This is a genomic window from Saccharibacillus sacchari DSM 19268 (assembly GCF_000585395.1).
GTDB classification, from domain to species: Bacteria; Bacillota; Bacilli; order Paenibacillales; family Paenibacillaceae; genus Saccharibacillus; species Saccharibacillus sacchari.
This window is the reverse complement of the sequence record NZ_KK073875.1, coordinates 220813-233022: the sequence shown is the minus strand read 5'-3', so window position 1 is coordinate 233022 and position 12210 is coordinate 220813. Positions and strand designations below refer to the sequence as shown.

Below are 12210 nucleotides of genomic sequence, written 5' to 3'. Positions count from 1 at the left end.
AACCGGTAACTTGGCTGTGGTATACGGCGAAGAAGCGCGCTAAAAGTCGAAACAGCGCGAGCTTAGAAGAGGATGGCTTGACTTTGCAGTAAAAGCGCGGGCTTGTGCTATGAATATTTCTCATGAAGGGTCGCCTTCCTTGCCGGAAGGCGATTTTTTCTGCCGAAAATGACGCTTTCCCCTGATTTTATGCACAAATGTCGAGGCGTTTTCCTCTATTTGCCTTCAAAAATGCTTCTTTTCGGCGTATAATCAAGCACAATCTATAACGCCCGCACGGTGAGGCCGTGCCGAACGAAAGGGGAAGTCGTATGCCGCGTTTAATCGGAGAACGCATCATGCTTCGCGAATACCGCCGGGACGATTTGAAATCTATCCGCTCCTGGGTAAACGATCCTGCCGTCACCGATACGTTGTCTGATGTGTTTATGTATCCGCATACGGAACAGTCATCCGAGACTTTTTTAAACAAGATGCTCCAAGGGGGAGACGGTCTGAAAAGCTTTGTTATTGCGGAAAAGGAAAATGAAGCTTATATCGGTCAGATCGATTTGATCAATATCGACTGGAGAAGCCGCTGTTCATCCATAGCCATCGTGATTGGAGATTCTCGCCAGCATGGCCGGGGTTACGGCAGCGAAGCTATAGGTTTGATTCAACGGTTTGTGTTCGAGGAATTGAATCTAAATCGTTTGCAGCTTCAAGTCTACGACTATAATTTGGCGGGTTATCACTGTTACCTGAAATCCGGTTTCAAGGAAGAAGGAAGACTTCGGCAACGTCATTTTCATAAAGGGCATTATCGCGACATCGTGGAGATGGGGATTTTGAAGTCGGAATATGAAGAGAGGTCAATTCAACCATAAAAAGAAGGGAGCGGGGAGAAATTGAACGACTTAAACAAAGCCAATGAGATCAATAGCAGTCAGGATGGCGTGAGCGGACACGTGCCGGAGCTGCTAGGTCGCAATATCGCTCCGCTGGGAGAAATTATTGAAGCGTATCCGATCCGAGCCGGTGTGTCCGCAGATCGAAAATACAAGGTGCATTTTTATGGTTATGACGGTGCCTATTTATTACGGTTGTTTGACGAGACTGCGCTTGCTTTCAAGCGGTCGGAATTTGAAGCGCTGCATCGAATGCAGGCGATGACCGTACATTGTTCCAGGCCGATCGCAATGGGACGCTGGGAAACGGAAGGCACATATTTCCTGCTGGTTTCGTATATTGATGGAGCAGATGCGCAGCGTACATTGCCCACTTCGCCCAAGCCGCAGCAATTGCGAGTGGGGATGCAGGCCGGGGAAGAATTAAGCCGGATTAGCTGCTATCCGGCGCCGGAAGGAATGGAATCATGGAGTAATCGATACATACGCCGTACGCAGCAGGAGCTGGATGTGCTGAAGTCCAAAGGGATCACCTCCTGCGGAGTTGAAGCGGCAACAGCCAAAATTCGCTCAAGCGCAAACTTAACTGCAACACGTCCTTCGGTCTTCCTGCATGGGAGTTTTCAACCTGCGAATTTAATCGTACATGGAGGCAGACTCGCGGGCGTTGTGGGGTTCGGCGGCTTTGACTGGGGAGACCCCTTGTATGAATTTGCGAGACTTGGCTTGTATAGTCGCGGAGTAAGCACATTGTTTTGCACGGGACAAATTCTCGGTTACCACGGGGGACAAGAACCGGACTCTGAATTTTGGGAGCTATATGCACTCTATGCCGCGTCAGGTGCTGTTTCGCTGTTGGCACAGACGTCAGAAAATGAGAATAGTGAATTGACTACAGCAATTGAATGGGTAGACCGGCTGGCAAAGGATCACGAAGGTTTTTCTAATGTTCGGCCTTCCTGGTTTGCTGCGCTTTGAATATGACAATTCGGTTAGTAACGGTTCGAAGCAGGCTCTTTCGGGTATTTGGAGAATGAAACTTCTTATTCTGGTTTTTATTGGAATGAAGCGTCGTCCTGCTGACCAATGCTCGACATCTCACTGATAAGGGGTGGAGCCTGTGAAAACGCACATTTTGGTTTATGACGGTTTCTCGCAGTTCGAGGTTGTACTGGCCGCGCACTTGATGAAAAGGGCCGGGGAGATCGTGACGGTCGGATTGTCCACGGAACCGATTGTCGCCCATGAAGGATTTCGGATTTTGCCGCATACGACGATCGAACGAGTAGAAGCCTTCTCGGTCGATCTTTTTGTCGTTCCGGGAGGAGACTTGTCGAAAATCACTCGTCGGAACGAGCTGGAAAATCTACTGAAGGCTATCCAAAGCTGCGGGGGAAAAGTAGGAGCTATTTCTTCCGGTACGCTGCTTATTCTGGATGCGGGTCTGGCCAGAGACCGACGCTTCACGTCACCCGAGCCGGTAGAAAATGCGCTGGCAGGAAATCGAATCGACCAACCGGTCGTGACCGACGGAAGTTTGGTAACTGCTAAATCTCACGGTTATGTGGATTTTGCGCTGGAATTAGGACGTCTGACCGGAATCTATCGGGACGAAGCGGATTATGAAAAGACTTTGCGCTTCTTTAAATTCTTTATGCCGGCAGAGGAAACGACGATTCCCGTCACTACACCGGTCCAAAAAGCGAGCGAGCAATCCCAGCCGTCAGACGCTGAAAAAGTTCGGCGTTGAGGCTTGTTGCTGTAGAGCGGATCGGAGCATTAAACGGTCGGATCAGGCATAATCAGCCTATCCGGCCTCTTTTGCTTGGGATTTGCGTCGGCTTACGGTATAATTGGTCTATATCGCTCGGTTAGCCGAGCCATCGGCAGGCGCCGGGAGACAAAGCCGTATTCGCGGAAAACGCGGCTTGCGGCGTTTCTTTTCTGCGGATTACGGCAATGAGAATCAGGAGGAATAGACATGACACAAGTTCAAAAAATGCTCGTTTTCGTCGGTTCTTATGCCGAGGCGAACACGAGCGGCGTATACACGTACGAGTTTGACGAAAAAGAAGGAAAGCTCAGCTTGCTGGACCAGACGTCCGATCTGAAAAATCCGACGTTTCTGAATGTGGATGTCGAAAACCGACATATCTACGCGATCGGAGAGACCGAGACGGAAAGCGGAAAAGCCGGCGAAGTCATGATGATCCAGTTCAGCGAAGAGGGGACGTTGACCCGCTTCAACCGTACGATTACGACTCCGAACACGACCTGCCACGTGCAGCGGGATTCGGAAAATCGCTTCCTGATCGTGTCGAGCTACCATGGCGGAATGGCCGGGCTGGTTTCGCTGAAAGCCGACGGCCACGTTGGCGAACTGCTTGACGTAGCCGAGCATCAATCCGTTGACGGAGCGACGCCTCGCGTACACTCCGTATTCTTCAGCCCTGACGAGAAGTTCCTGTTGGTGCAGGATCTGGGCCTGGACTTGATTCGTACGTACTCGCTGGATCGTGAAGCAGGCAAGCTGATTCCTCAGGGCGATACGCATGCTGCCAAAGGTGCGGGTCCGCGCCACCTGGCTTTCCACGCAAGCGGTAAGTTCGCATTCGTGATCAACGAACTCAACTCGACTATTGCTTCGTATCGTTATGATGCGGCAACGGGGTCGCTCAGCGAAATCGAAGTCGTGCCGACGCTTCCTTCCGACTATACGGGCGAGAACGGCTGCTCCGAAATCACGGTTTCCGCTGATGGGCGCTTTGTATACGGCGGCAACCGCGGTCATGACAGCATCGTAGTCTACGCATTCGATGAAACTTCCGAGAAGTTGACGCTGGTCGAGCATGTGTCGACGGAAGGCGGTCATCCGCGTCACTTCGCGCTGACTCCAAGCGGCGACCACGCGCTCGTGGCTAACCGCGATGCCAATAACATCGTTGTGTTCAAGGTGGACAAAGCAACGGGACGCCTGACTTCGACCGGCAACTCGGTTTCGGTCTCGAAGCCGGTTTGCGTGCGTCCTTACTATATCTAAGGAATCTTTGAAATCTTCGAATTTAACGGTTTTTCCGTCATGCGGAAAAACCGTTTTTTTATGGAATTCTGATATGGAACATAGCCGGGATTGCGTAGATTCGTTAAGACAAGTTCTGGCAACCGACAAGCCAAATATGGTACGCTGATTGAGATGGGGTCGAATAGGATTGATTTATTGAGGAAATCAGCTAAGGGGGAACCGAAAGATGAATGATTTGCCAGCTTCGAAACCGGATTGGCCGCATATCATCGGGGAGCTTCGCTCTTCGGTCACGATTACGGACGCTACGGACCCGAAGCAGCCGCTGATTTTCGTCAATGAGTATTTTTTGCAGCTTACAGGTTATTCGCGCGAAGAGGTCATCGGGCGCAACTGCCGTTTTTTGCAAGGCGCCGATACGCGCAGCGAGACGGCTCGCGAGATTCGCGAAGCGTTGTCGAAATGCATGCCGGTCCGAACCGAGATCTTGAATTACCGGCGTGACGGCAGTACGTTTTGGAACGAACTGAATATTGATCCGATCTTCGATGCGGAAGGAAGGTGCGTGCTGTTCGTCGGCTTGCAATACGATGTGACCGACCGGAAGCTGCTTGAAGAAGAGGCGACCCATGCGGCGCGTTCCGCGCATTCGCAAAGTCGCGCGCTGATGGAATTCATGGGTAAGCTCAACCATGAAATGCGCAACAACATGAACGGCATGCTGGGCATGATCGATGTCGTGTTGATGGACGAAAGCCTGCCCGAAGACGTACGCGAATATTTGGAGATTGCAAAAGGAAGCGGAGATACGCTGCTGAACATGGCGAATGACGCTCTTGATTTTGCCGGAGCCGCCGATGGTCGAATCAGGCTTGAGCACATTGAGTTCAATCCGAAGCATGTGCTCGATTCGATTGTCAAAACGCATCGTTTGCGGGCGGAAGAAAAAGGATTAAATTTGATTTTGGATACGCAAAGCCTGCATAGCCAGCGTCTTTACGGCGATCCGCATCGACTGCGCCAAGTGCTGGATAATTTGATCGGCAACGCGCTCAAGTTCACGCAAAGCGGCAGCATCACGCTGATCGCGGAAGAAATGCCTGCTGACCGAAGCAGCGGTTTGACCCCAATGCGATTTTCGGTACGCGATACGGGGATCGGCATTCCGGAAGAACATATGGACAAGTTATTCAAAGCATTCAGCCAGACCGACGCTTCGCATGCCCGCGTATACGGCGGCAGCGGACTCGGACTGAAAATTTGCGAAGAACTCGTGCAGCTGATGGGAGGCACCATTTTTGCGGAAAGCCGGCAAGGCGAAGGCAGCACGTTCCGCGTGGAACTTCCTTTTTCGCCCGAAGATCCGCATCACCTGCTGACTTGAACAACGAACATCCTTCGAATAAAAATCGACAATCCGATTTTTATTCGAAGGATGTTTTGCGTGTTCCTGTTCTATTCGTCGCTTATCGCTTCGCGAATATAAGCTTGCTGAAGCCGTTCGATTGCAGAGTCCCGATTTTTTGCGTACGCAAGCTTGTAGATACAAGAGTACAGAACGTTCAATACATATTCGAAGGCGATTTGTGAGGCAAAAGGGCCGATCTTCGCATGCTTCTTTTCGTCTCCGGGAACGCGGATCACGATAGGACTCAACTGTGCCAGCGGGCTGGAGGCAGCCGAGGTAATCGTGAGAAACGGGATATGATTAGCGATCAGGTGCCGGGCAATTTGTGCAGGCGACTCGTCCAGGCCGAACGGGTAATTGGGATCGATCGGTCCAGCCGTTCCGTTTTCCTGTTGGAATTCCGCTGCCAGTCCCAACATGAAAGCGCGGAATCCGCTGAGTCCCAGCTTGCGCGTGAGTCGATTAACGGTAGAATGCGACGTGTAGGTTTCTTGGGCCAGCTCGCGCATGCTCAAGTTCAACATGCGCTCCCGATGAAGCAGGATATAACGGGCAATACTTTTTTCGTTCGTCGTAAAGTTTTCCGTGTCCGATAATTGCAACAGTATTTTCAATGTGCTCAACCTCATTATTTTTTTGAATAGGGGAATGAACATTTTGTGCAGAAAAAAAGGCGTAGAGCCTGGAACTCTGTTCATTTATCCCGTTTTGCCCGGAATCGCTTACCGCTTTGTTGCTTTGTTTTATAATGAACGCAAAAGCGCTTAGGAGGAATTTTTATGCTCACGATCGGCTATGTCGGCAACGGAAAAAGCACAAACCGCTACCATCTGCCTTTTTCGTTCAATCGGGATACGATCAACGTCAAAACGATCTATGCTCGCAATCTGAATAAATCAGAATGGGATGCGGTGCCGGGTGTCCAGTATACGGATGATCTGGCGCAACTGTTGAATGACGCGGAGATTGATCTGATCGTCGTCTGCACGCATCTGGATTCGCATTATGAATTCGCGAAGGCGGCACTGGATCACGGCAAGCATGTATTGGTCGAAAAGCCATTCATGAAAACCGTAGCGGAAGCAAAAGCTATTTTCGATTATGCGAAGGAACGCGGCTTGATCGCCCAATGTTATCAGAATCGCCGCTATGACTCGGATTTCCTGACTACGCAAAAAGTCATCGAATCCGGGAAGCTGGGCGAATTGATCGAGGTGGAAGCTCACTACGACTACTACCGTCCGGAAATTCCGCTGGCCGCCCGTCAATTTTCCAAGTATAACAGCTATCTGTACGGACACGCTATCCATACGCTCGACCAGATTCTTTCCCAGTTCGGGAAGCCGGAACGCGTGCACTACGATGTGCGCCAACTGCTGGGCAGCGGGCGAATGAACGATTACTTCGATCTGGATTTGTATTACGGAGCGTTGAAAGTATCGGTCAAATCGAGCTTTTTTCGTCTGAAGGAGCGTCCGAGCTTTGTCGTATATGGGCAAAAAGGAGTGTTCGTCAAACAAACCAAAGACCGCCAGGAAGAACATCTGAAGCTGTTTTACTTGCCTCAGGGGAATGCCGACTTCGGTCTGGATACGCCTGAACATTACGGAACATTGACCTATATCGATGAAGAAGGCATGTATCGCGAAGAGAAGATCATATCGGAGAAAGGGGATTATGCCCGGATCTACGACGATCTGTATGCGGCAATCAAGCAAGGAGCGGATAAAAGGATCAAGGATGAAGAAACGCTGGCCGCGATGGAGATGTTGGAGACGGGGATCGCACAGTGTGAGTAAGCGACCTTATGAGTAAAAAGCCCGGAACGTGCGGAGAGCAATGTCCTCTGCACGTTCCGGGCTTTACTGTTTTTGAGCCGCACATTCACGCATTCGTACCGGCGAACAAGATAAGTACGGGCAGCACGACGAATGAAGCGACCGTTGTCCATAAAATGCAGCGCGAGACGAATTTGGGCGACGCATTGAATTGTTCGGCCAGAATAACCGCGTTCACCGCCGTAGGCATCGAGGCCAGCACCAGCAGCACGCCTAGCAGCAGCCGATCCGCCCCGAGCAGGGTTAAGGTGAGCCAGCTGAGCAGCGGAGCGATAGCCAGGCGCAGGGCGAGTCCCGCCTGGAAAGCTTTTTGCAGCCGAGGTTCCCACTCGCCGCTTGCGCGGCTTGCCATTTGCGCGCCCAGGATGACCAGCACGACCGGAGAATACGCGGCTGCCAGCAGATCCACGCCTGTTGCGAACGATTCCGGCAGCGTCGTTCCGCTCAGACGCAGCAGTCCGGCAAGCGCCGCAACGTACAAGGCAGGCAATTTCAACACGGCCAACCCTGCTTTTTTGACGGAGAAATGGGATCTTGCCGCGAAAAAGACGCCGATCGTATTCACGATGATGATCTGAAGCACGATATAAACGGCTGCTTTGTGCAGTCCCGCCTGTCCGAAAGCCAGCAGTACGAGTGGGAGACCATAGTTAACGCAGTTGGTGAACGAAGCGACCAGCGTAAGTCCCGACTTTTCCGAATCTCCAAGCTTCAACAAACGTCCGAGCAGAACGGAAACGCCCCACATGGTCAGCAGATTGATGAAGCTGAACGATACCGTGATTCCGATATCTTCCGCCGATACCTGCGCGTCAAGCAGCGTAGTGAAAATGATCGACGGACTGAGCAGATAGAGCGCGACGACGGACAACGGCTTCGTATCGAGGCCTTTGATGCGCTTGAGCAGGATACCCGCGACGACAGGGAAGGCGAGCGGAACGAACACTTGAACAAGAATAGACGCGAAAGAAGACGACATACCGGACACCCACCTATCCTTCTTGACATATCGGCCGCGTGTAACGCACGCCCTGAGCCGATTCATGTCTTTTACTGTATCGAAGGGAGTGGGCGGCGTCCAATATCTCCTGCCTATCAAGCTTATTGGTTATGGTTTTTGCGTTCCACGAATCGGTGCAGCTGATCGAGCAGACCTTCGCGCCGCAAGATTTCAGCTTGTTTGGAGCCGATGAGATCGAAATGCGGATAACGGTCACGGCGATGAATATGGTTGGGGCTGAGCCCGTTGTCCAGACACCAGCAGGCCAGACGGTCCAGATCGGAGCAGCCGACTTTGGTCACCGAGGTAATGCCGGGAAAACGGGGATCGAGCCAGAAATGCGTCAGATAGGCGATCTCGCCGCGCTCGACGGATGCTTTCCAGCGGGAGAGTTCTTGTCTGTTAATGCCGAATGCCATAATAACCCTCTTTTCTTTAAACGTTCTTTCATTATAACAGCCTGCGGAAAGCGACAGCCAGCGTGTGACGGAATAAGCTTGTTCGCAGGGGAGTTAGCGCGTAAACTGGAAGAAGCTTGATGATAACGCATACAAAAAAGGCAGGTATACGCTGTAGCGGAAGGTCGAAGGCGGCGGTGGATACCGGGAGGAGACAAACAAAGATGCAGGATAATCGGGTAGACATGGTTACGCTCGGGGAAAGCATGATTTTGTTTCAATCGTATAACCAGGGGGCTTTGCAATACGAACCTTTATTCACCAAATCGCTGGCAGGCGCAGAGTCCAATGTGGCGATCGGGCTGTCGAGACTGGGCAAAAAAACGCGTTGGGTCGGTCGGCTCGGCAGTGATCCGTTCGGCGATTTGGTGCTGACGACGCTGTCCGGCCAAGGCGTGGACGTGTCGCATGCCGTTCGCGATCACGAGGCGCCGACCGCCGTTTATTTCAAAGACTTCAAGCGTTACGGCGATCCGGCCGTTTATTATTACCGCAAAGGCTCGGCTGCAAGCCGGCTGTCGCCGGAGATGGTCGATGAAGCATGGCTTGAAGGCGCCGGCCATCTGCACGTGACGGGCATTACGCCCGCGCTCGGCGACCATACGGCGGCCGCGACGCGGAAGCTGATGGAGATGGCGCGGAAAAAAGGCTTGACCGTCTCGTTCGATCCGAATTTGCGGCGCAAGCTGTGGAGCGAAGAGACGGCGAGAGAAACGCTGCTGTCGCTGATTCCGCTATGCGATATTTTTATGCCGGGCGACGAAGAAGCGGAATTCTTGCTCGGTAAGCTTGAGATCGAAGCCTACGGCGAAGCATTCCTGAATATGGGGCCGAAGCTTGTGGCGATGAAACTGGGTGCGGAAGGTTCGATCGGTTTTACGGAAAAAGCGTCGGTACGAGCTGAACCGTTCGCGGTGGATCGCTTGATCGATACCGTCGGGGCGGGAGATGCTTTTGCTTCGGGATTGTTGTCCGTATTGCTCGATCATCGGGAAAAAATCGCGGACGGTCTGGGCGAAGCAGCTTTGCACGAAGCACTGCGACGGGCCAATCTGCTGGGTTCGATGGCGACTCAATTTAAAGGAGACTGGGAAGGGCTGCCGACGCTTGCGGAAGTGCACGGAATTCTCGACGGGGAAAAGAGCGTAACGCGCTAGACGCGCCCTGGGGGTTTTATTCGCTTGAAGATTGCGTTATGCTGAATGACGTAGCAGCCGCAGAAGAGATCGAATACGCGGCAATACGACTTTTGCAGGCGAAGGGGGAGGGCTTACATCGTGACGCAGAATGTGTTGGTATTGGGAGGCACGCGTTTTTTCGGCAAGGTTCTGGTGGACAAGCTGCTTGAAGCCGGACATGCGGTAACGATCGCGACTCGAGGAAACACGGAAGATCCTTTCGGAGATCGGGTGGAGCGAATCAAGGTGGACCGTACCGACGAGGCAGCTTTGGCCGCCGCGACGGAAGATCGCCGTTTTGACGTCGTGTACGACAATATCTGTTACACGGCCGATGAAGCGCGTGCCGCGATTCGCGTCTTCGAGGGCAAAGTCGGTCATTATGTACTCACGTCCAGCTTGTCGGTGTACGGAACCGGTTCGGCCGATATGCACGAGGGCTTGTTGGACACCGCAGCGCTGGAAGTGCCGCCAAGCCCGGTGGGCCAAGTTTCTTACGGGGAAGGCAAAGCGCAAGCCGAAGCGGTGTTTTTCCGCGAAGCGCCTTTCCCGGCGTCTGCGGCGCGGTTCCCTATTGTGCTGGGACCGAACGATTATACGAAGCGGCTGCATTTTCACGTGGATCGGATCAAAAACGGCGTCTCGTTCGTGATGCCGAATACAGAAGCGCGGATCTGCTTCATTCATGAAGAAGAAGCGGCCGATTTCTTGAAATGGCTAGGAGAGAGCGGCGTAACCGGACCTTTCAACGCGGCATCGGCAGGCAAGCCGAAACTGCGCAAGCTGTTAGCGACGATCGATCAGGAAGCGGGCGGAGCGGTCATTGTGCTATCGGAAGGTCCGGACAGCGAGGCTTCGCCGTTCGGCATCCCGGACGATTGGGCGATGGATACGTCGAAAGCCGAGCATGCGGGGTTCGTTTTCCGCAAGCTGGACGACTGGCTGCCGGGATTGATCGGGATGATTGCGAGAGAGGAAGCTTGAGTTTGCCGACCGGCGTTTGGTTCGGCGAAGCAAACCGCGAGCAGGCTCGTTCTTTCGATGAACAAAAAAAGGCCTTTCCCGAAGAAAATTCGGGAAAGGCTTTTTCGGTTTTCGCAGAATCGCTTCAGGATTCCAATCTTCCCGGGAGCGGGGCGATCGGAGCGGCGGAAGCCCAAGTCGTGCGCCATTTCATTTGCATGACCGTCAGCAGTCCGAGCGCGATCAGCACGATGACGCTGAGGCCGATAAAACCCGGCGTATAACTTCCGGTCACCTGATACAGCTTGCCGAGCAGCATCGGCAGGGCATATCCGCCCAAGCCGCCGGCCGCTCCGACAATTCCGGTCATCAAGCCGAGTTCGTTGCCGAAGCGTTGGGGAACGAGCTGGAATACCGCTCCGTTGCCCGCACCCAGACACATCATGCCGACGAAAAGAATGACGATCACCATGGCCAGAGGAGGCATGGTCGCGATCAGCGCGAACATGACGCCGGCTCCGCCGTACAAGAAGGTCAGCATTTTGATTCCGCCTAAGCGATCGGAGAGGAACCCGCCAAGCGGCCGGAAAAAGCTGCCCGCGATGACGCATAACGTCGTGAAATCGGCTGCCCGTACTGCCGACAGCCCGTACTGGGCATTGAAGAAAATGGTCAGATAGTTGGCAAGACCGATAAACCCTCCGAACGTGACGGCGTAAAACAAGCAGAATGCCCAAGCGTCTCCCTGGCGCAATACCGACGCGTATTGGGATAGTTTTTTCGGAGCGGGACGGTGGGGGCTGTTGCGGGCGAACAAGGTGAATAAGACGAACACGACGGAGATCGGAATAATAGCAAGGCCGAATACGACTTCCCAACTGCCGAAATGCTGGGCGATCCGGTTGGCGAACAAGGTGGCCAATACGGTTCCGCTATTGCCGGCTCCGGCGATGCCCATTGCCAAGCCTTGATGTTCCTTGGGATACCATTGCCCGGCCAAGGGAAGCGCGGCTGCAAATGAAGCGCCGGCCACGCCGAGAAGGATCGCGACGACATACAGTTGGTCGAGCGATTGCACGAACTGCCAGCCGATAATCAAAGGAACCAGAGTCAGAAGCATGCCGATTTGCGCGGTCAATTTCGGACCTATGTAATCGGTCAGCGCGCCGAGCACCAAGCGCAAAATGGAACCGCCGAGGATCGGAAGCGCCACGAGCTGGGCTTTTTGCATCGGGTCCATCGGGTAGTCCGCCGCGATTACCACGGCCAACGGGCCGAGCATGACCCATACCATAAAACTCATGTCGAAATACAAAAAGGCGCTGAACAACGTCGGGGTATGCCCGCTTTTCCAAAAGCTTTTCTTCTCTGTCTCCATCTTCTCTCATCTCCTTGCGAATAAGTTCTGCCGTGAACGTCGAGTGCGCCATGAAATCCGAAAAAGGCCGCAATTCGC

General features: G+C 53.2%; 12 protein-coding genes. 8 read left to right on the top strand and 4 right to left on the bottom strand.

The window, feature by feature from the left end; all coding sequences use genetic code 11:
* Window positions 1-311 precede the first annotated feature (311 nt).
* The 5 genes from SACSAC_RS01025 to SACSAC_RS01005 all read left to right on the top strand — a co-directional run bounded on the left by SACSAC_RS01025 (window position 312) and on the right by SACSAC_RS01005 (window position 5293).
* Window positions 312-866: a GNAT family N-acetyltransferase gene (locus SACSAC_RS01025; protein ID WP_037282579.1), complete on the top strand. Its 555-nt coding sequence runs from the start codon at window positions 312-314 to the stop codon at window positions 864-866.
* Window positions 867-887: 21 nt separating this feature from the next.
* Complete coding sequence (locus SACSAC_RS01020; RefSeq protein ID WP_037282578.1) at window positions 888-1865, top strand: phosphotransferase family protein; 978 nt, start codon at window positions 888-890, stop codon at window positions 1863-1865.
* A gap of 142 nt (window positions 1866-2007) precedes the next feature.
* A complete protein-coding gene (locus tag SACSAC_RS01015; protein ID WP_051506765.1) occupies window positions 2008-2637 on the top strand; it encodes a DJ-1/PfpI family protein in 630 nt (209 codons plus the stop codon).
* Between the two features lie 231 nt (window positions 2638-2868).
* Entirely contained in the window at window positions 2869-3927 is a 1059-nt protein-coding gene (locus SACSAC_RS01010) for a lactonase family protein (protein ID WP_037282577.1), read from the top strand.
* Window positions 3928-4135: 208 nt separating this feature from the next.
* Window positions 4136-5293, top strand: a complete 1158-nt coding sequence (locus tag SACSAC_RS01005) for an ATP-binding protein (RefSeq protein WP_051506764.1) — start codon at window positions 4136-4138, stop codon at window positions 5291-5293.
* 71 nt (window positions 5294-5364) lie between these two features.
* Here the strand turns inward: SACSAC_RS01005 and SACSAC_RS01000 are convergent, their stop codons facing one another.
* Window positions 5365-5931, bottom strand: coding sequence for a MurR/RpiR family transcriptional regulator (locus tag SACSAC_RS01000; RefSeq protein WP_051506763.1), 567 nt, complete (start codon window positions 5929-5931; stop codon window positions 5365-5367).
* A gap of 165 nt (window positions 5932-6096) precedes the next feature.
* Here SACSAC_RS01000 and SACSAC_RS00995 point away from each other — a divergent pair, with 165 nt between their 5' ends.
* Entirely contained in the window at window positions 6097-7116 is a 1020-nt protein-coding gene (locus tag SACSAC_RS00995; protein WP_037282575.1) for a Gfo/Idh/MocA family oxidoreductase, read from the top strand.
* An 85-nt stretch (window positions 7117-7201) separates the two neighbouring features.
* Here SACSAC_RS00995 and SACSAC_RS00990 read toward each other — a convergent pair whose 3' ends face one another.
* Window positions 7202-8134 (bottom strand): AEC family transporter, encoded by a 933-nt coding sequence (locus tag SACSAC_RS00990; protein ID WP_037282572.1) that lies wholly within the window; start codon window positions 8132-8134, stop codon window positions 7202-7204.
* Between the two features lie 122 nt (window positions 8135-8256).
* Window positions 8257-8574 carry a hypothetical protein gene (locus SACSAC_RS00985; RefSeq protein WP_037282570.1) on the bottom strand — a complete coding sequence of 106 codons (318 nt, stop codon included), beginning with the start codon at window positions 8572-8574 and terminating at the stop codon, window positions 8257-8259.
* A gap of 203 nt (window positions 8575-8777) precedes the next feature.
* On the opposite strand from SACSAC_RS00985, the gene SACSAC_RS00980 reads away from it, so the two are divergent.
* Window positions 8778-9770, top strand: coding sequence for a sugar kinase (locus tag SACSAC_RS00980; protein ID WP_037282568.1), 993 nt, complete (start codon window positions 8778-8780; stop codon window positions 9768-9770).
* 120 nt (window positions 9771-9890) lie between these two features.
* Window positions 9891-10775, top strand: coding sequence for an NAD-dependent epimerase/dehydratase family protein (locus tag SACSAC_RS00975; RefSeq protein ID WP_037282565.1), 885 nt, complete (start codon window positions 9891-9893; stop codon window positions 10773-10775).
* A 124-nt stretch (window positions 10776-10899) separates the two neighbouring features.
* Here SACSAC_RS00975 and SACSAC_RS00970 read toward each other — a convergent pair whose 3' ends face one another.
* A complete protein-coding gene (locus SACSAC_RS00970; RefSeq protein WP_037282562.1) occupies window positions 10900-12132 on the bottom strand; it encodes a nitrate/nitrite transporter in 1233 nt (410 codons plus the stop codon).
* Window positions 12133-12210 lie beyond the last annotated feature (78 nt).

Excerpts from the sequence above, each read along its gene's own strand:
- SACSAC_RS01025 (WP_037282579.1), top strand. The coding sequence starts at position 312 with ATGCCGCGTTTAATCGGAGAACGCATCATGCTTCGCGAATACCGCCGG.
- SACSAC_RS01010 (WP_037282577.1), top strand. The coding sequence starts at position 2,869 with ATGACACAAGTTCAAAAAATGCTCGTTTTCGTCGGTTCTTATGCCGAG.
- SACSAC_RS01005 (WP_051506764.1), top strand. The coding sequence starts at position 4,136 with ATGAATGATTTGCCAGCTTCGAAACCGGATTGGCCGCATATCATCGGG.
- SACSAC_RS00995 (WP_037282575.1), top strand. The coding sequence starts at position 6,097 with ATGCTCACGATCGGCTATGTCGGCAACGGAAAAAGCACAAACCGCTAC.
- SACSAC_RS00990 (WP_037282572.1), bottom strand. The coding sequence starts at position 8,134 with ATGTCGTCTTCTTTCGCGTCTATTCTTGTTCAAGTGTTCGTTCCGCTC.
- SACSAC_RS00985 (WP_037282570.1), bottom strand. The coding sequence starts at position 8,574 with ATGGCATTCGGCATTAACAGACAAGAACTCTCCCGCTGGAAAGCATCC.
- SACSAC_RS00980 (WP_037282568.1), top strand. The coding sequence starts at position 8,778 with ATGCAGGATAATCGGGTAGACATGGTTACGCTCGGGGAAAGCATGATT.
- SACSAC_RS00970 (WP_037282562.1), bottom strand. The coding sequence starts at position 12,132 with ATGGAGACAGAGAAGAAAAGCTTTTGGAAAAGCGGGCATACCCCGACG.